Origin of the sequence: Anaerococcus rubeinfantis, assembly GCF_001487145.1 — a bacterium.
GTDB classification, from domain to species: domain Bacteria; phylum Bacillota; class Clostridia; order Tissierellales; family Peptoniphilaceae; genus Anaerococcus; species Anaerococcus rubeinfantis.
Map to the genome: position 1 here is coordinate 849,814 of NZ_LN913016.1, position 19,871 is coordinate 869,684.

Annotated in this window: 20 protein-coding genes and 1 other RNA gene; 1 reads left to right on the plus strand and 20 read right to left on the minus strand. The window is 26.7% G+C overall.

Annotated elements, in window-relative coordinates:
* Window positions 1–34: 34 nt before the first annotated feature.
* The 15 genes from BN3265_RS04975 to BN3265_RS05040 form a co-directional block, all read right to left on the minus strand.
* Window positions 35–463, minus strand: coding sequence for an ATP-binding protein (locus tag BN3265_RS04975; protein WP_058990455.1), 429 nt, complete (start codon window positions 461–463; stop codon window positions 35–37).
* Window positions 460–1,416: a tRNA modification radical SAM protein MnmL/YtqA gene (gene mnmL / locus BN3265_RS04980; RefSeq protein WP_058990456.1), complete on the minus strand. Its 957-nt coding sequence runs from the start codon at window positions 1,414–1,416 to the stop codon at window positions 460–462. Before mnmL ends, BN3265_RS04975 begins: the two co-directional genes overlap by 4 nt.
* Window positions 1,409–1,765, minus strand: coding sequence for a DUF1292 domain-containing protein (locus BN3265_RS04985; protein ID WP_058990457.1), 357 nt, complete (start codon window positions 1,763–1,765; stop codon window positions 1,409–1,411). The genes mnmL and BN3265_RS04985 overlap by 8 nt, the downstream gene beginning before the upstream one ends.
* Window positions 1,765–3,168, minus strand: coding sequence for a zinc-binding metallopeptidase family protein (locus BN3265_RS04990; RefSeq protein ID WP_058990458.1), 1,404 nt, complete (start codon window positions 3,166–3,168; stop codon window positions 1,765–1,767). The genes BN3265_RS04985 and BN3265_RS04990 overlap by 1 nt, the downstream gene beginning before the upstream one ends.
* Before the next feature lie 9 nt (window positions 3,169–3,177).
* The gene (locus BN3265_RS04995; protein WP_058990459.1) at window positions 3,178–3,924 is read right to left on the minus strand and encodes a peptidylprolyl isomerase; all 747 of its coding nucleotides are present in this window, start codon (window positions 3,922–3,924) and stop codon (window positions 3,178–3,180) included.
* Window position 3,925: 1 nt separating this feature from the next.
* Window positions 3,926–4,735 (minus strand): S1 RNA-binding domain-containing protein, encoded by an 810-nt coding sequence (locus BN3265_RS05000; protein WP_425338899.1) that lies wholly within the window; start codon window positions 4,733–4,735, stop codon window positions 3,926–3,928.
* Window positions 4,736–4,747: 12 nt separating this feature from the next.
* Window positions 4,748–5,599 carry a YitT family protein gene (locus BN3265_RS05005; protein WP_058990460.1) on the minus strand — a complete coding sequence of 284 codons (852 nt, stop codon included), beginning with the start codon at window positions 5,597–5,599 and terminating at the stop codon, window positions 4,748–4,750.
* Between the two features lie 175 nt (window positions 5,600–5,774).
* On the minus strand, window positions 5,775–6,680 hold the full coding sequence (locus BN3265_RS05010) for a kanamycin kinase (RefSeq protein ID WP_245191094.1): 906 nt from the start codon (window positions 6,678–6,680) through the stop codon (window positions 5,775–5,777).
* 11 nt (window positions 6,681–6,691) lie between these two features.
* The gene (gene ptsP / locus BN3265_RS05015) at window positions 6,692–8,401 is read right to left on the minus strand and encodes a phosphoenolpyruvate--protein phosphotransferase (protein ID WP_058990462.1); all 1,710 of its coding nucleotides are present in this window, start codon (window positions 8,399–8,401) and stop codon (window positions 6,692–6,694) included.
* A gap of 58 nt (window positions 8,402–8,459) precedes the next feature.
* Entirely contained in the window at window positions 8,460–8,720 is a 261-nt protein-coding gene (locus BN3265_RS05020) for an HPr family phosphocarrier protein (protein ID WP_058990463.1), read from the minus strand.
* A 56-nt stretch (window positions 8,721–8,776) separates the two neighbouring features.
* Window positions 8,777–9,784, minus strand: a complete 1,008-nt coding sequence (locus BN3265_RS05025) for a LacI family DNA-binding transcriptional regulator (protein WP_058990464.1) — start codon at window positions 9,782–9,784, stop codon at window positions 8,777–8,779.
* Between the two features lie 45 nt (window positions 9,785–9,829).
* Window positions 9,830–10,273, minus strand: a complete 444-nt coding sequence (locus tag BN3265_RS05030) for a hypothetical protein (RefSeq protein WP_058990465.1) — start codon at window positions 10,271–10,273, stop codon at window positions 9,830–9,832.
* Window positions 10,274–10,283: 10 nt separating this feature from the next.
* Window positions 10,284–10,859, minus strand: coding sequence for a YtxH domain-containing protein (locus tag BN3265_RS05035; RefSeq protein WP_058990466.1), 576 nt, complete (start codon window positions 10,857–10,859; stop codon window positions 10,284–10,286).
* Window positions 10,860–10,932: 73 nt separating this feature from the next.
* Window positions 10,933–11,101: non-coding RNA, 6S RNA (gene ssrS, locus BN3265_RS09310), on the minus strand.
* A gap of 36 nt (window positions 11,102–11,137) precedes the next feature.
* Window positions 11,138–11,995, minus strand: coding sequence for an RluA family pseudouridine synthase (locus tag BN3265_RS05040; protein WP_058990467.1), 858 nt, complete (start codon window positions 11,993–11,995; stop codon window positions 11,138–11,140).
* A gap of 61 nt (window positions 11,996–12,056) precedes the next feature.
* On the opposite strand from BN3265_RS05040, the gene BN3265_RS05045 reads away from it, so the two are divergent.
* The gene (locus tag BN3265_RS05045; protein WP_058990468.1) at window positions 12,057–12,842 is read left to right on the plus strand and encodes an NAD(+)/NADH kinase; all 786 of its coding nucleotides are present in this window, start codon (window positions 12,057–12,059) and stop codon (window positions 12,840–12,842) included.
* Window positions 12,843–12,887: 45 nt separating this feature from the next.
* On the opposite strand, the gene BN3265_RS05050 is transcribed toward BN3265_RS05045, so the two are convergent.
* From BN3265_RS05050 to pulA, 5 genes are all read right to left on the minus strand, one after another.
* Window positions 12,888–14,393, minus strand: coding sequence for a peptidoglycan D,D-transpeptidase FtsI family protein (locus BN3265_RS05050; protein WP_058990469.1), 1,506 nt, complete (start codon window positions 14,391–14,393; stop codon window positions 12,888–12,890).
* Window positions 14,374–15,651 (minus strand): FtsW/RodA/SpoVE family cell cycle protein, encoded by a 1,278-nt coding sequence (locus BN3265_RS05055; RefSeq protein ID WP_425338900.1) that lies wholly within the window; start codon window positions 15,649–15,651, stop codon window positions 14,374–14,376. The genes BN3265_RS05050 and BN3265_RS05055 overlap by 20 nt, the downstream gene beginning before the upstream one ends.
* Window positions 15,638–16,141, minus strand: coding sequence for an FHA domain-containing protein (locus BN3265_RS05060; RefSeq protein ID WP_058990471.1), 504 nt, complete (start codon window positions 16,139–16,141; stop codon window positions 15,638–15,640). Before BN3265_RS05060 ends, BN3265_RS05055 begins: the two co-directional genes overlap by 14 nt.
* A gap of 149 nt (window positions 16,142–16,290) precedes the next feature.
* Window positions 16,291–17,982, minus strand: a complete 1,692-nt coding sequence (locus BN3265_RS05065; protein WP_058990472.1) for a phospho-sugar mutase — start codon at window positions 17,980–17,982, stop codon at window positions 16,291–16,293.
* Window positions 17,972–19,867 carry a type I pullulanase gene (pulA, locus tag BN3265_RS05070; protein ID WP_058990473.1) on the minus strand — a complete coding sequence of 632 codons (1,896 nt, stop codon included), beginning with the start codon at window positions 19,865–19,867 and terminating at the stop codon, window positions 17,972–17,974. The genes BN3265_RS05065 and pulA overlap by 11 nt, the downstream gene beginning before the upstream one ends.
* Window positions 19,868–19,871 lie beyond the last annotated feature (4 nt).

Genomic DNA, 19,871 nt, shown 5'->3' on the forward strand with positions numbered 1-19,871 from the left:
TATCAAAAAACCGTCTCAAGGAGACGGCTTAAATTTAATCTAATAATTTTGTTTCGTGAATTTCTGCATCAAGAGATTCAGGTATATCACTTGACTTACAATCTAGGCCAAGGTAGATGTCCACATTGCATTCTTTTGAAAGTTTAGTTAAGTCATCTGAAAGTTTCTCAATATTTTCACTATTTATATCAACTATATCATAGATACCATCAATATATATTTTTCCAATATCATAATCTCTTGCTAATATTCCAGCTATAAAGCCTCTAAAAGATTCTACTGAATCAATGAAAAAGTTTGAGGCATCAATTAATCTTACAGAATGATCTAGTGAATAAATTTGATCATTGTCACTGTCAACAAATACAATGTTTGTATTACCTTTTCCTTTTTCATCATTAGCTTGGTCAATTAGCCATTTTGTTTTTCCACTTCCTGAAGGTCCTAATACTAAATAAATCATTTCATCTCTCCCTTTAATTTTTTATATTCTTTTTGGCAAGTCAAATCGCCTTGAAAAATATTATTTTCGTTCATATATTTTACAATTTCATCCCTAATCATCCACCAAGATGAGTTCCAGTTACAAAAAACAGAATCCTCTTTTGGAGCTCTACCTACAAGTCTTTGAATAGCTATATCCTTATTAATATTTCTTAGAAATAAGATTACATTTTTTTGATAATCATTTTTTGTTGGCATAACAAATTCATTATTTTCATACATTTTATCAAGTTTTGTATTTTTTATAACAAATAAAGAATGAATTTTTACCTCTTTAATTCCAAGTACATTAATAATTCTAGCAGTTTCTATAATATCTTCTTCATCATCCCATGGCAGGGATAAAATTACATGAGTACATATTCTAAATCCGTACTCATTAATCATATTACAAGCTTTAATAAAATCAGCTAAATCCTCACATCTATTTAAAATTTTTAAAGATTTATAATTTGCTGTTTGTAAACCTAACTCTATAACTATATCTATCCCAGTTTTATTTGAGAATTCTTTTAAAAAATCTAATTTTTTATAAGTGATACAATCACTTCTTGTAGATATTGATATAGCTACTATATAATCTTTATTGCAAGCATTTATTACATTTTTAAATTTATCAAACTCCATATAGGTATTTGAAAAGTTTTGAAAGTAAGCTATGAACTTTTTTGCTTTATATCTACTACCTATGTATTCTTTATTAATTTCTAACTGTTTATCTACAGTCATAAATGAAGGTAAATTTTCAAAGCTTCCTCCACTTTCAGAGCAAAAAATACAACCTTCTGTACTTTTTTCTCCGTCCCTATTTGGACAAGTTAAAGATAATTTTATAGGCAGTTTATATACCTTTTCTCCATATTTGGATTTATAATATTTTGATATAGGAAAATAAGGTAAGTCCCTATTCATCTAAATCACTATCTTCTAAATCACTTTCATATTCACTTACAATTTCATCAATTGTATCATAATCCCAATAATGTGAAAATAAATGGTAAATTTCATCAAGTTTTTCTTCATCTTCTAATGAATTTAATTTTATTTCTCCAGTTTGATCATCAACAAGCTCGTATAATAAAATTATCAATTCGCTATTTTCACTATCAACCAATGCTATATAATCATTATTATCTACTGCAAAAATATCTATTAAATAACATTGTCTGGGATTTTCATCAAGTTGCAATTCTATAATTGCTTTTCCTTCATTTTTTTCAAATTCAATTTCATGATTGTGAATTTCTAATTTTTTTGACATCACTTCTCCATATTTTTATCTAGTTTAAACAAAACATCCTTTAATAAAGAAAATGTTTTTAAAATATCTTTAAAATCACTAGCAAATGTTTTTACATCTACTTGTTTATATTTTACCCCAATTGATATCATATTAACATCAAATTTATAAAAAATTACATTACAGTCTAAAGAATATTGTGTTTTTATTATCTTTAAATTGGTTTTAAAGAGTTGATCATAAGAATCTTTAAAAACTATTGCTAAAGAATTATTTTTATTTTGCCAGGAAGGTATGGATAATCTATTTCTAAATTCCCCACCATTTATATCTGATGCAAGTTTTGTTTTATCAAGCATTTGTTCTAGGCTATCTTCAGATAGGGACCTAAAAATCATGACTGAATTTAATTTATAACTTGAAGTCCTTACTCTTGTCAAAATAGAAGAGGCTATGGTTGTTTTTGTGTTGCTATCAACTGAATAAGTCCCATTTAAAGATAATTCTACAAATGACGATATATGTTCATAAGATTCTTGGGTCATAGGATAAAATTTCAAATAATCTATTTTTTTTATATCAAATTTTAAATTTGGTTCAAATTTAAAATTTGTAGAAAGATACTCGCTTACAAATAAATTAAAAACATCTAATAGGTCATTCTCAAATTCATTTTTGCATACTAAGTCAACAAAACAATATGAAGGCATCCTATCATTTTTGCCTCCACCTTCGATATTCACAATATCAAGGTCTACTTTTGACTTAATTTTTCTAATGAATGTAATTAACATTTTGACAGGATTTTTAAAATTATTATTAAAATCATTAGAATAATTATTTCCGACAATATTATCTAAACTTATCCTATAAACAGAATTTTCTTGTAAAAAATTTTCTTCGTTTATTTCTACTCTATTTATAGGTATTTCTGCTGTGCTTATAGTATGTGATGCAAAACTTTCCGCAATACAATCAGTTTCATTTAAATTTAAATTAATAATATTTTTAGACCTTATTACAGATCTTAAAATTGAAAAATCTCTATTATAATCACTTATGTAATTATTTGTTAATAATATATCAAAATTGCCTAAACCTTCTTCTAAAAGCATACATATATTTAAAATTCCACTAATTTCAGTTGTGTTTAAGTTTGTTTCAAACGAAAAATCTTCCTCTTCCTTAACATTTATGAAAGAAGAGGAGTTAATTTTATAACTAATATTTAAGTGTAAAACAGCTTTTGGATTTTCATTTTTAATATAATAGCAATCATTTATTAAAAGTATAGTTAATCTCTTTTCTTTGGCTTTTGACAAGACAAATTTAATAAGCGATTTTTTATCATCAATTACTTTGATATATTCACCTAAATCTTTTGCTATTGTTTTTAACTTATTGGAATAATTTGAGCTTTCCATATAAATTCCTTAATAATATTTTTTGACTTCTACTTTCTCTCTTATTTGATTTGTTTTTTCTAAATATTTTTCTTGTCTTTTTATCATTAGAAGAGTGTCATGGATTCTATCTTTAATTTCATCTAATTCTGGTAGATATTCATCATGGGTATGATCAAGTTTTATTATGTGATAACCAAATTGAGTCTTTACAGGTTTTGAGATTTCACCTTCTTTAAGTTCATCAAGTGCATCTTCAAATTCTTTTACCATAGCTCCTTTTGGAAATTCTCCTAAATCTCCACCTTTGCTAGCCTTATCTGTAGAATATTTATCTGCTGCATCTGAAAAACTTAGGCCATTTTCAATTTCCTCTAAAATATCATTCGCACTTTTTTCATCTTCTACTAAAATATGGCTTGCTTTATATGATTTTGGTTTCTTTACAACTTCTTTATTATTTTCATAATATTCTTTTATTTCCTCATCACTAACTTTTATGCTATCAAATAACAAGTGCATAGCATAATTTTTTAACATATTTTCTTTTGTGATTTCAAGTTGGTCTTTAAATTCTTTATCTTGGTCAAGATTATTTTCTTTTGCATCTATATACATTAATTCTTGGTTAATTAATTCATCTGCTATTTGATGAATTCCTTGTGGGTTCATAAATTGTTGACCACCTTGCATTTGTGAAATAAAAGTAATTACATCACTTTGTTTAATTTCTTTTCCATTTACTTTAGCTAATATATCTTTATTTTTTTCTGTCATTTTACCTCTCCAATAATTCTATTTTTTTAGGATATATACTTATATATTTATCTTTGTATAGTCTTCCTATTGCTCTTTTGTAGGCAGATTTTGAAAAACCAAAAACTTTAAAAATTTTATCTGGTGAAGACTTATCTCCTAAATTCAATTTTCCGCCATTTTCTTCTAAATAATCTAATATTTTTTGGCAGTCATCATCTATTTCAAGATAAGACCTTCTTCTATTAGATAATTCAATCTTTCCATCTTCCCTTACTTTTTTTACTCTTAGCTTTAAAAGTTCACCTTCAATATGAACTCCTTTTAACTCATTTATTCTAATTAGTGAATCATATTGATTATTTATAGCTATAAAAGCACCTATATGCTTGTTTATAGAATAAATTCTTCCTTCTACAATATCATTTTCTTTTAAATTATGATTTGTAGATAATAAATTTCTAATTTTACTTGTAAGAATTGGCATATTTTGATTGTCAAAAAGTACTCCAACTGGATATGTCATATCCTTTATTATTCTATAAGATTTTTCACTAGCTGGCATTAGTAATTTTATTCTATCTTGGAAAATAAAATATGCGCCATTCCTTTTAACATCTATACACTTAAGAGAATATATCTTTCCATTTTCTAATTCTAAATTTCTACTTGCTCTTAAGGTATTATTTTTATCATAATAGATATAAGCTTCTATATTTTCACCTTGTCTATAATTTCCAATATCATTTTTATCTATTACAGCATCCCCAAACTTGGTTTGAATGTATGCTTTATTCTTACTAATTCTTTTTATTTTTAATTTTTTTATCAAAATCACTCCTCTTTATTCAAAAACCTCATAGGTAAATCCTTCACCCAAAACTTCAGAAATTGAATGAGTGAAAACAAATGCGTTTTTATCAATTTTTAATATATCATCTTTAATACTGATGTACTTTCTAAAAGGAACTACCGTGAGTATTATATCTCTTTTCTTGTGAGAATATCCACCCTCAGCCTTATATAAGGTAACTCCCCTTTTATATTTACCCAAAATCATTTGGTTGATTTCATTACTATAATCACTTATAACAGTAATAGCAATTTTTCTACCTAAGCCTTGAATGAAATAATTGAAACCAAACGATTGGATAACAACACACAAAACTGCATACAAGGCAACTTCTATGCCAAATTCTTTTATAGAAAGCATAACAACTAGAAAATCTATGGCAAACAAAGATTTTGCTAGACTTATTTTAAAATATTTATTAAAAATAGCAGCAATAATATCAGTACCACCAGATGAAGAATCATTAAAAAATATGCAACTTAAAGCATAAGATTCAATACCTGCCCCAAATATTATATTAATAATCATATCATTTGATAAAATTGTATCTGGAAAATATTTTTCAAAAAACATTATGGTTAAGGATATTATAGTTGCTGACAATACAGTTTTTTTACCAAAATCCTTTCCCATTAAAAAAAATGCTAGAATAAATAAGATAATATTTAATAGCAAAGACCACTGTCCGACTGTTAAAATAGTAAATAAATTTGCCATAATTAGTGAAATGCCAGTGACTCCACCAGGTGCAATTTTATGTTGTACTAAGAAAAAATATAAGCCGAACGCTAATAATATAGAATTTAAAACTATATTAAAAGTTTTTTTGAAATTTTTAACCATAACGTCTTTCCCTTTTGTAAATATTTATTTAAATTTTATCATATTTTTTTATTTTCTACAATAAAGCAATACAAGACGAGTTTTTAGAAATAAAAAAAGGTTATTGCAAAAGAAGTCTAGGCTTATAAAATCATGTAAAATCATAAGCCTTAATTGCAACAACCTTTATTAAATTTTATTTTGCCCAAGAAGGAATAATTTCAGAAAAATTATCATACATTTTTAAAATTTCATCTATTTCTTCCTCTGTTAAATATGATTTTTCCTTATCTCTTATATTTACCAAAGATTCTAATATATAATAAGCTTGGTAAAAACTTAAAAGTCTATAAAATTTTCTAGAAATTATATCACTATCATGGTATGAATCCAAAACTCCTTTTGAGAATTCAGGATATTTTATGGCAATTTTGTTAATATTTACAAAATCACTTACACCATCACCTATTTTTATTTCCTTAAGACCTCTAATATCAATTTCATTTTCATCAAATATCCTAATATTTTTTTCATTTATATTTTGATACAGAGAATTTGATGCTGTATTTTTACATATATATTTATTTGAAGATAAATAATCAATTAAAATATAATCACTATCATTAATTTTATTTAAACCATGCCTATAAAGTAAGAAATTGACTTTTGTATCTATATCTTTATACCAATCAAATCCCTTATCTTCTTCAATTTTTTTAGCATGGATATTTTTCAAAATTTTTCCAAATTTAAAACCAATTTCATATCTTTTTTCTTTGCTTACTTTATCAAGATATTCTCCCAAAGAAATTTCGTTTCTATATTCAAATACCTTATATGATTTATTGATATCAGGCATAATACCAATCTCATATAAATCCAAGGTATCTAACAATTCTATGTTTTTAAGATAATTATTAATAATTTCTTCTTTTTTTAATTTATCAAACTCATTAATTGCATATAAACCCAAAACATAGGACTTGTCTTTTATAATAATTCTTAATTTATTAGATGCTATTTCATCTATTAAGGATATCTGATTAATTTTATTTGCAAAAAATTTGCTTCTTTTAATAATATCAAGAGATTTGTCATTCATATTTATATCCATTAATTGTGCTTTTCTACAGACTCCTTTACCTCTCTTACATCTTCTAAATCTAAAATAGTTGAAGCAAATTTTTCTTCATCTTTAAAGTTAGAATTTCTAATTATATCTTTAACTTTAGGTAACTTAGAAGCTGATCCTGAAAATTCATCTAAACCAAGACCTAATAATAATTTTGTAGCTTTAGTATCTGAAGCAAATTGACCGCACATACCAGTCCATTTCCCTGCCTTATGGCTTTCATCTATAACATGTTTTATAGATCTAATTACAGCTGGGTTAAAGTTATCATAAATATCTGAAATATTTTCATTTCCCCTATCACAAGCTAAAGTGTATTGGGTAAGATCGTTTGTTCCTATTGAAAAGAAATCAGAATATTTTATTAATTTATCTGCCATAATAATTGAAGCTGAGGTTTCAACCATAATTCCAAGATCTATATCTTTATTGTAAGCAATTCCTTCTTTATCAAGATCTTTTTTCAATTCTTCTAGAATTGCTCTAGTTTGTTTAATTTCATCGGTTGAGATTACAAAAGGAAGCATTATTTTTAAATTTCCATATGCAGATGCTCTTAAAAGCGCTCTTAATTGATCTTTAAATATATCTTGGTGGTCTAAGCAAAATCTTATAGCTCTATAGCCTAAAAATGGATTCTCTTCTTTAGGAAAATCATAATAATCAAGTCCCTTGTCTCCACCTATATCTAAAGTTCTTACTACCAAAGGTTTTTCTCCAAGCATTTGTGTAGCTTCTTTGTAAACTTCGTATTGTTCTTCTTCTGTTGGGAAATGATCATTTTCCATATAAAGAAATTCTGTTCTAAATAAGCCTACTCCGTCACATCCATGCTCTATTGCAACTTTTAAATCTTCAATATTTCCAATATTTGCAGAAACCTCACAAACTTTTCCATCCAAAGTTTTAGCTTCTAGGTTTTTAACCTTTTCTAGTCTTTGTCTTTCTTCTTTCTCTTTTTCAATAAGTTCTTTATATGATTTGATTTCTTCTTCACTTGGATTAACAATTAGTAGACCTTGATTTCCATCAATTATTGCAAGTTCATCACCATTAATTTTTGTAGAAACATCTTGCATACCTACAAGAGCTGGAATATCTATATTTTGTGCAATTATTGAAACGTGAGAAGTTTTTCCGCCTAAATCAGTAGCAAATCCTAAAACTTTTTCTTTATCCATATTAGATGTATCAGATGGAGTTAGTTCTTTAGAAATAACAATACATTCTTCATCTAATTTTGACAAATCCTTTGGAACTACATTTTTAATTTTACAAAGAACTTGAAATCCTATATCTTTATAATCATCTGCTCTTTCTTTTAGGTATTCATCTTCAAGAGCTGACATAACCATAACCATTTGTTCTACAGTTTCGCTTGTAGCAAGCTCTGCATTTTTATTTTCATTTTGTATTTTTTCTTTGATTGTATCTGAAAAATATGGATCTTGTAAAAGTTCTTTGTGAGCCCTAACTATATTTAAAACTTCTTCATTTTTTTCGTTTTTTTCTTTGTTATCAAGGTCAGTAAAATAAGATTTTATAGCATCTTCTACTTTTTTTGTGTGTATATCTACTTCTTCATCACTGATTTTAATTTTATCAATAACTAATTCTTCTTTATCAAATAGAAAAAGTTTTCCTATAGCTACCCCGCTTGAAGCTATAATACCTTTTAATTTATCTGTCATATTAAAATTTCCTTTCAATTATAAAAATATAGGGGTACAAAAAGTACCCCATAATTAATTATTCTGCTAAGTTATCTATAAAATCAGTTAATTTATCAGCAAATGCTTCTTCGTCTTCACCTTCAACTATAATACCAATTTCTGTACCTTTTGAAATTCCAAGACTCATAACATTAAATATGCTCTTTGCGTTAGCTTCTTTTCCATCTTTAACTAATTTTACATCACCTGGGTAATTTTTTACAAATTGAACCAAGGATGCTGCTGGTCTTGCGTGAAGACCTGTTTCGTTAGTTACAACAATTTTTCTTTCTGCCATAATTGCCTCCTAAATTATTATATTATTATTTTAACATTTAAATAAGTTACATTCAACTAATGCTTTTTTGTGCTATCTCTTTCAATTAATTGTGCATCCAATACCCAATCATTTTCAAGTATATCTTCTTCGCCTCTTATTCTTTTGATCAAAGCTCTTATTCCTATCGCCCCTATATCGTAATTTGGTATAGAAACAGTAGTTAGTTTTGGTCTGTATACTCTTGATATTTCAAAATTACCAAATCCTACTACTGAATAATCGTCAGGAATTTTTATATTATTATCTAAACAATATGATATAAAGCCAACGGCTGTTTGATCATTGTAAAAGCTTATAGCACTTACATTTTCACTTTTAGCTTTAGATATAACCTCTTCTCCAATATTATACCCATCATCACTATTTTTTCCATCAGCTTCTATAATAATAGATTTTAAATTATTTTCATTAATAAATTTCTCATATCCTGCAATCTTTATATCTGTTAAATAGTTATGATCTTTTAGTGTTACATAGGCTATATTTTCGTTACCTTGTTCATATAAGTATTTAGTTAATTCATACTCTTCTTTTTCATAATCAATTTTAACAGTATTTATTTTTTTGAAATCATGTAACTTATCTAATAATAGAAATGGTATTTTATTATCTCTTAATTTAACTAAAATTTCTGCGGATATATCTTCACTTATTACTACAATTCCTTCAACTTGTTTGGTTGACAAAAAGTCAATGGCATTTTCTAGAGCATTATCATCTCCATAAGTACTTGAAAGAATTATATCATATTTGTATAAGTGGCCTATTTCTTCAACGCCCCTTATAAGTTGAGCCATATATTCTATTCCTATATCCTCAACTATTACTCCAATAAGGTTTGATTTTCTCATAACCAAACTTCTTGCTAATTCGTTTGGTTTAAAATCTAGTTTATTTATTGCATCTAATACTTTTTTTCTAGCTTCTGGACTAACAGGTTTTGAATCATTCATTACTCTTGATACAGTCGAAATTGAAACACCCGCAAGTTTTGCTACATCTTTTATTGTAGGTTGTGCCATATAATCTCCTTTCTTTAACAATAATAAAGGCCATCTTTCGATGGCCTATCTTCCTGATATTACATTTTTAACTATGTCAAAAACATCCATAATTAATGATGCGTAATCATTTATTGAAGCAATTCCTTCTCCAAATGTATCAGTTGTATCGACTACGCCTTCTCCAACATAATTTACTGTATCTTTTATATCTACAGTTATATCGCTTACATTGGAAATGGCTAGATTTGCATTGGATATAGCCATCTTTAAATTTGGATCAGAAACCAACCCGTTTACATTTTCTACTAAAATATTTGCTTGATCGACTAAACTTGGTAATTTAGTTATTACATCATCTAAATTATCTTGATTTTTATCTACTATTTTTTGAATTGATTGAACTAAGCTAGAAGCTTTTTTCAAAAATAGAGCAAGAAATATAATAGCGATTATGCCTACTACAACTAAGATAATATCACCTATTAATCTTAAATTTAATGTAACCATTATCTACCCCTTACTTATTTTTTTTATCTTCAGCTCTTTTTACTTCTCCAGCTTTCTTTTTAGTATCATTAGCTACATCTTTAACTTCATCTTTTCCTTCTTTAACGTCTTTAGCTGCTTCTTTTGCTCCATCTTTTGCAGCATCTTTAACGTCCTTAGCATCATCTTTTAATTTATCAGCCTCTTTTTTTACATCTTTTGCGTTGTCTTTTAAATTTTCTTTAGTTTTATCAACAGTTTTTCTAACAACTTCTTTTCCTTCTTCAAAACCTTCTTCTATTGGTTGAAGTTCAGTGTAAGCTCTATCTTTAAAATCTACATAAGAATCTTTAGCATTTTCAACAAAATCATTTGTTGTATTTTTCACTTGGTTTACTGAATTTTCAACTGAATCTTTAATATCTTTTCTTAAATTTTTGCCAGATTTTGGAGCAAGTAACAATCCAGCAGCTACTCCTGCAACAGCTCCAACAAAAGCTCCTTGAGCTCTCATTCTGCTATCATGATTTTTCACTTTCCAAATTTCATATTTAATTTCTCTTTGTTTTCTTTGTGCTTTACTTTCAATATAATCTGCTATACTCATATTTAACTCTCCTTATTATTTAATATTGGTTCTAATACTTTATACCCATCTGCCGGATAAATTAACATAAAATAAAAAATCCAAGGTGGCCCTTATATTTAATACCTTCGCGTAAGTGAAGGTGGGTTTGCTGTTTGAAATTTCTGACTTCCACTCAAAGGAGGCTTGCCATCAAAGTCAAAACTCCGCAATCCCTTATAAATGTTGTAGGTTTAAATTTGGACCTTGCTCCTTGGAATAATTTTATTATATAACATGAAAAGCATAATTGCAAATATCTAATCGTATCTTAGATTGTTAGAATTTAGGTATTTATCAAAATCAGGTCTTGATAATATCGTTATTTTTTCACCATCTCTAAATCTTTTAAATTTAACTTTAAAGGCATGAAGCAAAAATCTATTCATATCATAATTTGATCCATAAAGTTTATCACCTAAAATAGGATAATTTAAATTTGCTAAAGATATTCTTATTTGATGAGTTTTTCCTGTAAAAATTTTACAATAAATTAAAGAAAAATCATCATAAGATTTTAAGGTTTTAAAATAGGTTTTTATATTATTACCTTCTTGTGAAACTTTCATAATTTTATTTTTTTCATCATATTTTATTTTCAAATAGATATATTCATCTATTTTTAGATTTCCTTGAACAAGCGCTAGGTATTCCTTATTAAACTCATTGTTTTCTATTAATTTTTGATAATAAGCTTGAGCATAAGGATTTTTTGCTATTAACATTATTCCTGATGTGTTCATATCAAGCCTATTTATAAGTCTTACTTGAGATTTTATATTATTATTTTTAAAATAATTTGCTAGATAATTAGATAAATTTTCTTGTCCTTTTGAATTTACAGTTAAATTTGAAGGTTTTTCTACAGCCAATATATCTTCATCTTCATATAAAATTTTTATATTTTTGTCAATTGGCTCATAATTTAAATTTTCATCTTCAATAATTATTCTTACAAGATCATCAAAATTTAAATCAACATTATTTCTAACCTTTTTTTCATTTACTAAAATATAATCCTTTATAATTTTTCTATATGCCCTATTAGAAATCCCCTTACTTAAAAGAAAATCTTTCAGTTTTACTTTTCTATCTGCTTTAAATTCTATATTTCTCATCTTTCCCTCAAATTATGTTTTTATGTTATAATTAATTATATCTTAAGAAAGGTAAGTAACAATGAACAAAACAATTAATATTTTTAAAAACAAATCCAGGTATAGTAAAAATATTTATAATAAAACCAAATCAATACTTAAAGATTTTGGCTATGATGTTTCTTTAAACTTCAATCCAAACGCTTGCTTAAACCTTGTTATTGGTGGGGATGGAACCTTTTTAAATGCTGTGAAATTATCAAAATTTTCATCAATTCCTTTTATTGGAATAAATACTGGACACTTAGGTTTTTATCAAGAAGTTAATCCTGATAATATAGAAGATTTTGTAAGGAAATTTTCAGAAAAAAAATATTATATAGAAAAACTTCCAATGCTTGAATCTAATATTGGCAAAAATCAAATTAATGCAGTAAATGAAGTTGTAGTAAAAAGTAATAGAAATCAAATAGTAAGGCTAAGGCTTTTTATAGATGGAAATTTTATTGAGAATTTTTCAGGAGATGGTCTTATAATTTCAACACCTCACGGATCTACTGCCTACAATTTATCATCAAACGGTGCAATTTTACACCAATCATTAGAAGGATTTCAACTTACTCCTATAGCTCCAGTTTTTTCAAGCTTAAACAGGTCATTAAAAGCACCAATAATCCTTCCTAAAAATGCAGAAATAGAAATAAATGTAAGTAAAAGAGATAATTACCACACAGTATTTTTATTTGATGGAAATGAATATAGGTCTAATAATTTTAAAATCACAACAAAAATTTCAAACAAAGAACTAAAAAAAGTAATATTAAATAAAAATCATTATTGGTCAAATATTAAAAATAAACTTTTATAAATTAAAAAACGGTTATTAGTCTTAAACCTAATAACCATTTTAATTTTAGTTTAAATTGACATTGTTTATGATGCTGTTTATCATTTCTCCTCCGATTGGTACCGCAACTCCACCAGCTATTTCATCAGAGTCCTCGACTACAATCGCAAAGGCAAGTTTTGGATCATAGGCTGGAGCAAATCCTACAAACCAAACATCAACTCCTCCACCTTTTTTGTCTACTGTTCCAGATTTTCCTGCTATTTGGACAGATTGCAGATATGCTTTGTTTGCTGTTCCATAATTTACAACATCAACCATATAATCTCTTATAGTATTTGCAATATCTGAACTTGTTACATCGGATAGAACTTCGCTTTTACTTTCTTTTACAACTTTTCCATCTTTATTTACTACATTTCTTACAAGTCTTGGTTGCATCATTTTTCCATCATTTGCAATGGTTGAAGCAATCATTGCCATATGGAGTGGAGTAACTCTTGTTTTTCCATAACCAAATCCTGTCATTGCCATATCAACTTGATTCAAATCATCAAATGGAATTTTTGCATTTATTTTTTCAATATCAAATTTATAGTTTTTATTGAACATATATTTTTCAGCAACTTCTTTATAAGGTTTTTTTCCGATTTCATCAACTTTGGCTGCAAAATATGTGTTAAGTGAATTAATTAAAGCTGTTCTTAAATTCACATTACCATATGAATAATCTCCATAATTTTTTATATCATAATTTTGGATTTTTACAGTTCCACTATCGTAGTAATTTGTATTTATTCCGCTTCTTAAAATCACATCTGAGCTTACTATTTTCATAGTTGAACCTGGTCTGTAACCTCCTTGGCTTGACCTATTTAATAAAGGGGCATCATTGTTTTGAATTAATGTATTCCAATCTTGATCTAGAGTATTTGGATCATATGATGGTTTTGAAACCATTGCTAAGACTTCACCATTTCTTGGATCCATTACAACAATTGAACCAATATGATCTCCTAAACTATTGTAGGCAATTTCTTGTATGGTTTGATCAATTGTTAAGTTCAAATTATTCCCAACTCCAGTTTTTTCTACCATATCCCTAATTTTTGAAGTTGGTTGATCCGATACATTTAATAATTCATTATTATAGGTTTTCTCCAATCCACTTTTCCCGTATTGAACTGAATTATAACCAGTAAAGGCTGAATTTATAATCCCCTTATTATAAACTCTTATTTTATTTCCATTTTCATCCTTTTCATTGTAAACCAAGACTTTACCATTTCTATCATAGATATTTCCTCTTTTTATTTCATTTTCATTGACCCAATTTCTTTTGTTATGATTATTATCAGCTAAAGTTTGAGCTCTAAACAATTGAAAATATACCAAGTATAAAACTATAAACAAAAACATTGCAATAAAAAGCATCAAAACATAAATCAATCTTTTATTCATTGTAGATTTTTTTAATATATGCTTCTCATCTTCTTCTTTTAGTCTTTGTTTTTTTTCCATATCTAAGATTTTTTGGATAAATGGCTTTTCTTTATCTTTCTTTTTTTTCATCTTCTTCACCATTTTCTATTTTTTGCCCGCAATATTGTAGACATGCAAGTAATATAAATCCTGAAACCATTGAGGATCCTCCTGCTGAAATAAATGGGAGAGTAACTCCAGTCAAAGGTATAAGTTTTAAAACTCCCCCCAAAATAATTAGGGTTTGAAGAGCAAATAATCCTCCAATTCCAAAAGCAAGAATTGAAAAAAATTTCTCTTCTTGTTGAAGTGCAATTTTTATAGCCCTATATACTAAAATTAAAAATAGTAAAACTACAGCAATTCCCATAAAAATTCCATATTCTTCACAAATTGCAGGAAAAATAAAATCACTCTCTGCAACAGGTATATAGTCAGGTCTTCCAAGTCCTATTCCTGTTCCAAATAATCCACCGCTAGCTAGAGCAAATAATGATTGAGTTATTTGGTAACCCCTATCATCAATAACAGACCAGGGATCAAGCCAAGTTTCTACCCTTACTCTAATGTGTGAAAATAAGAAATATGCAAGAATAGATCCTAAAACTATAAAAATCAAATTTAAAAGAATTAATTTCCTATCTCTTTCATATACAAATTGTGTAAGTATCATTGTCCCAAAAAATATCAAAGCTGTTCCCAATTCTTTTTGAATAAAAAACATCATAATAAAAGCATATATTCCTAGACTTAAATAATATTTACCAAAAACTTTTTTTCTAAATTTATTGTAATGGGCGTAAAAACTTGATACAAAAAATATAAAAGGAACTTTTATAAATTCTGAAGGTTGTAAGGTAAAAGGACCTATAACTATCCAGTTTTTTGCTCCGCCAGATGCAAACCCAAATACCAAAGTTGCTACAAATAGTACTATAGAGATTACAAAATAAAAAATAATATGCTCATCCCAATTTTTATATTTTTGTAAGATAAAATAAGTTAAAAAATATACTATTATACCCACTAAATAAAATAAAAGTTGTTTTTTGCCCAAAGATGGATCAAGCCTATAAATCATAGCAACTCCTATTGAAAATAACATATTTACAATCAATAATAAAATGCTATCACTTCTTGTTAGTTTATTAGCTAAAATAGTAGATAGCATTGTAGTTACAAGAATTGTTAAATAAGCATAAAAATCCCCACTTTGTAATTTATCTGCATTGAAAATCATAGACAAGCTTAAAGTCAAAAATTCAAACACAAATAAAAGAAACAAGGCGTTATTTTTATATTTTTTTTGGTTGATGATATTTATATTTTCTTTTTTAATCATCTTCATCACCGTTTATAAATAAAAATTTTAATTCTCCAAATTTTATTATATCTTTATTTTTTAATTCAATAGCTTCGTTTATTCTTTCATCGTTTAAAAAAGTTCCATTTGAAGAATTTAAGTCTTCTAAGAAATATATTCCTTGGTCTAAAATAATTCTTGCATGAAAACTTGATAAAAATTTGTCTTTTATACAAATAGTATTCTTATCGTTTCTTCCTATTGTATTATTTTCCCCAATATAGTAATATTCTTGTATTTTAAATTTATTTTCTTGGTTTTGGTTTATGAATTGTAAATATGTATCAGATATTTGCTCTTTTTTTATTGCATATCTAACATCATAATAAATTATTCTAATAATTGAATAGATAAAGTATAAAACTATAACAACAAATACATATTTTAAAATTGTAGACAATAATTGATATAGAGTCATATTTCCAAATACTTGAATTGAAAATACTTTATCTATAAAGTTGAAAAATTGATCCATAATGCCTCCTTACTTCTTATTTATTTATTTTATCAAAAATTTCTAATTCTTGAAAATATCCCTATTAAAAATATCTAATATAAAAGTTCTGCATAATTTAAAATAAAAAATACCTAGAAGCTTTATTTTGCTCCTAGGTATAAAAATTTTTAATCTATTTGATTAATAATATTATTTACTTCATTTTTAATTTTATCTCTTTTTTCATCAGACTCTTTTTTGCTTTTATCTATTGCATTTAGGTATAATTTTATTTTTGGTTCTGTTCCTGATGGTCTTAATACAAACCAAGAATCATCTTCCAAATAATATTTCAAAACATTAGATTTTGGAAGTCCTGTTTCGTCATTTAAATAATCTACAATCTTTTTAACCTTTAGTCCAGAAATTTCTTTAAGTGGATTTGTTCTAATAGATTCCATTATTCTTTTTATTTTTTGAGCTCCATCAAGTCCTTCAAGAACTATTGATTGAACTTCATTTGAATAAAAGCCAAATTTTTGGTAAATATCATCAAGAACATCTAATAATGATTTTCCTTTATTTTTATAATAAGCTGTCATTTCACTAATAAGCATAGCTGAGTTTACAGCATCCTTATCTCTTACAAAAGTCTTATAATTATAACCTATACTCTCTTCAAAACCAAAAATAAATTCGCCTTTTCCAACTCTTTCAAAATTATTTGCAACTTCATAAATATTTTTAAACCCAGTTAAAACTTCATAAACATCAACGCCAAAACTTTTTGCAATTGGTTTTACTAAGTCTGTTGAAACTATTGTTTTTACAATCGCCCCATCATTAGGCAATTCATTATTTTCTTTTAGGGCTGTCAAAATATAATTTGTAAGTAAAGATCCTATTTGATTTCCAGTTAAAAATTGATAATTTCCATTTTTATCCAAAACTTCAACCGCACACCTATCAGAATCCGGATCTGTTGCAAGTAATAATTCAGCATTTTTTTCTTCTCCTAGTTTTTCTGATAATTTAAATGCTTTTGGATCTTCTGGATTTGGGTAACCAACAGTTGTAAAATCTGGATCTGGATTTTCTTGCTCTTTTACTATAAAAATATTTTCAAAACCTCTTTCATCAAGGATTCTTCTAACCAATTTATTTCCACATCCATTTAATGGTGTATATACAATTTTAACTTTTTTGTCTACATCTTCATTAATTGCACAATCCAAAACATCTTTTACATAATCTTCAATCAAAGAATCATCTATCCAGGAAATTAGTCCTTCATTAATTGCCTTATCAAAATCAATTCTTTTTATTTTAGAATAATCTTCATATTCTTTCATATAATTTTGAATTTTTACTGCAATATCTTCAAGAATTTGACTTCCGTCTGAACCGTAAGCCTTGTAGCCATTATATTCTCTTGGATTGTGGCTAGCTGTAACCATTACCCCACCAATTGTTTTTAATTTTCTAATTGCATATGAACAAACAGGTGTTGGTTGAATTTCCTTGAAAATATTTACTTTAATTCCGTTAGCAGCAAAAACTTCAGAAGTTATTTTTGAAAATTCATCAGATTTATGTCTAACATCATAACAAATTACAACCCCTCTTTCTTTTGCGTCTTCTCCCATATCAGAGATTGTATCCGCAAAAGCTTGAGTAGCCTTGGCAACTGTGTATTGGTTCATCCTATTTGTACCAGCTCCTAGCTTTCCCCTTAACCCTGCAGTACCAAAAGCTAATTCTTGGTAAAATCTATCTTCAATTTCATTTTCATCATTTTCAATTTTTTTTAGTTCATCTTTAGTTTTTTGGTCAAAAAATTCATTATTTAGCCAAGTTTCGTAAACTTTTTTATAATCCATAATTTTCTCCTCTTATATAAACATTTACAGAATGTTTGCTGAAATGATCTAATTCAGAAACTTTTATCTTTTTATTAATTTTACCCTTTTTATCAAATATTTTAACAAGCGAAACTTCTTCTCCAAAAATTTTCTTTCTTTTAAAATCATCAAGATCTACATCATCTTTTAATCCATTAAAAACTACATATATTTTCTTATTTTTAAAACAAATCTTGTAAGCTATAAGATTATCCTCTAAATCTTCTACAAAAGTCAGAACTTCTCTTATATCATCTTTTTTTACAAGCTGAAAAACCTCTAATTTTTTTCTAAGCGAAATTAAGTCTTTAACAAAATTAAAAGTTTGAAAATTATCAACTTTATCTTTCCAATCAATTCCGTTTATTGATAAAGGCGAATTGTAAGAGTTACTGTTATTAGATTTTGAATTATTAAATTCCGTTCCTTCGTAGATAAATGGCTTTCCAAAAGATAAAAACAAAATCGCAAAACCCAATCTTGAAATATATTCTAAATCATCATGGTCTGTCAAAGAAATTTTTAATTTATCCAGATAAATTAGATTATCATGACAGGCAAAATAATTAATTGTCTCACTGGCATTATCCACAAATCCTATTCTTTTTTCATCAAAATCAATACTTCCACTTATACCAATTTCTATTTGATTTTTTAAAGCAAAATTTCCTTGGATAAAGCCCTTGGCATATCCATCATTATCGCCTTTAATAGCATTTCTAAACCTATCATTAAAAACCGCAAATCCATTTGATCTTTGACTTCCTGTTAAAATTTGTTTTTCCCTTGGTAAAACCGAATCTCCACCCATCCAAGGCTCACCATAAATTATTAGATAAGGTTTAATTTTTTTAAGCTCACTAATTGCAATTTTCATTGTATCGATATCAATTAAAGCCATCAAATCAAACCTAAATCCATCTATATCATATTCCAAAACCCAGTGTTTTAATGAATCAATTATTAATTTTCTAGCAAAAGGATTTTCACTTTTAAATTCATTGCCAACGCCAGATCCATTTGAAAAACTTCCATCAGAATTTTTCCTGTGATAATAAGATGGGGCTAAAATTTCTAAATTTGAATCAATAGTTTTAAAAGTATGGTTATAAACAACATCCATAACCACATGCATACCAGCTTCATGGATTTTATTTACCATTTTTTTAAATTCAAAAATTCTATTTTGGGGATTATATGGATTTGTTGCATATGATCCTTCAACATTAAAATACAATTCTGGATCATAGCCCCAATTATAATTATCATCATCAAAAAACTTTTCATTTTCTTCAAAGGTTGAAATAAAATCATAGACTGGCAAAAGTTGAACATGTGTAACTCCTAATTCTTTTAAATGAGATAAGCCAGTTTTTTTTCCATCAAGTTCAGTATCTTCTTCTGAAAGTCCTAAAAATTTACCCCTGTTTTTTACATTTGAATTTTTATTTGCTGTAAAATCTTTAACATTTAATTCATAAATTATTGCTTCGTTCTCACAAATTTTTGGCGAAAACTTTTTAAAGTTTTTAGGATTTGTTTTTTCAAAATCAACTACAGAAGAAATTAGGCTATTAATTGAAGAAGCTTTAGAATAAGGATCTGTAACTTCATAAACTTCATATTTATCTTCAACTAAATAAGAATAAAAAAATCCATCCAAATCTCTTTCAATTTTACAGTAAAATATATCAAATTCTTTTTTGATCATAGAAAATTTTTCTTTTCTAACTTTTCTATAATCATCTGTAATTAATAAGTCAATTTTTTTTCTTTTTGGTGCAAAAACCCTAAATTCAGTGTAATTTTTTGTGTAGTTTGCTCCTAATTTTATATCCTTTATATCATCGTAAGTGTATGTCATATTT

Coding starts and splice junctions, on each gene's coding strand:
- BN3265_RS04975 (WP_058990455.1), bottom strand. CDS start 463: ATGATTTATTTAGTATTAGGACCTTCAGGAAGTGGAAAAACAAAATGG.
- mnmL (WP_058990456.1), bottom strand. CDS start 1,416: ATGAATAGGGACTTACCTTATTTTCCTATATCAAAATATTATAAATCC.
- BN3265_RS04985 (WP_058990457.1), bottom strand. CDS start 1,765: ATGTCAAAAAAATTAGAAATTCACAATCATGAAATTGAATTTGAAAAA.
- BN3265_RS04990 (WP_058990458.1), bottom strand. CDS start 3,168: ATGGAAAGCTCAAATTATTCCAATAAGTTAAAAACAATAGCAAAAGAT.
- BN3265_RS04995 (WP_058990459.1), bottom strand. CDS start 3,924: ATGACAGAAAAAAATAAAGATATATTAGCTAAAGTAAATGGAAAAGAA.
- BN3265_RS05005 (WP_058990460.1), bottom strand. CDS start 5,599: ATGGTTAAAAATTTCAAAAAAACTTTTAATATAGTTTTAAATTCTATA.
- BN3265_RS05010 (WP_245191094.1), bottom strand. CDS start 6,680: ATGAATGACAAATCTCTTGATATTATTAAAAGAAGCAAATTTTTTGCA.
- ptsP (WP_058990462.1), bottom strand. CDS start 8,401: ATGACAGATAAATTAAAAGGTATTATAGCTTCAAGCGGGGTAGCTATA.
- BN3265_RS05020 (WP_058990463.1), bottom strand. CDS start 8,720: ATGGCAGAAAGAAAAATTGTTGTAACTAACGAAACAGGTCTTCACGCA.
- BN3265_RS05025 (WP_058990464.1), bottom strand. CDS start 9,784: ATGGCACAACCTACAATAAAAGATGTAGCAAAACTTGCGGGTGTTTCA.
- BN3265_RS05030 (WP_058990465.1), bottom strand. CDS start 10,273: ATGGTTACATTAAATTTAAGATTAATAGGTGATATTATCTTAGTTGTA.
- BN3265_RS05035 (WP_058990466.1), bottom strand. CDS start 10,859: ATGAGTATAGCAGATTATATTGAAAGTAAAGCACAAAGAAAACAAAGA.
- BN3265_RS05040 (WP_058990467.1), bottom strand. CDS start 11,995: ATGAGAAATATAGAATTTAAAGCAGATAGAAAAGTAAAACTGAAAGAT.
- BN3265_RS05045 (WP_058990468.1), top strand. CDS start 12,057: ATGAACAAAACAATTAATATTTTTAAAAACAAATCCAGGTATAGTAAA.
- BN3265_RS05050 (WP_058990469.1), bottom strand. CDS start 14,393: ATGAAAAAAAAGAAAGATAAAGAAAAGCCATTTATCCAAAAAATCTTA.
- BN3265_RS05055 (WP_425338900.1), bottom strand. CDS start 15,651: ATGAAGATGATTAAAAAAGAAAATATAAATATCATCAACCAAAAAAAA.
- BN3265_RS05060 (WP_058990471.1), bottom strand. CDS start 16,141: ATGGATCAATTTTTCAACTTTATAGATAAAGTATTTTCAATTCAAGTA.
- BN3265_RS05065 (WP_058990472.1), bottom strand. CDS start 17,982: ATGGATTATAAAAAAGTTTACGAAACTTGGCTAAATAATGAATTTTTT.
- pulA (WP_058990473.1), bottom strand. CDS start 19,867: ATGACATACACTTACGATGATATAAAGGATATAAAATTAGGAGCAAAC.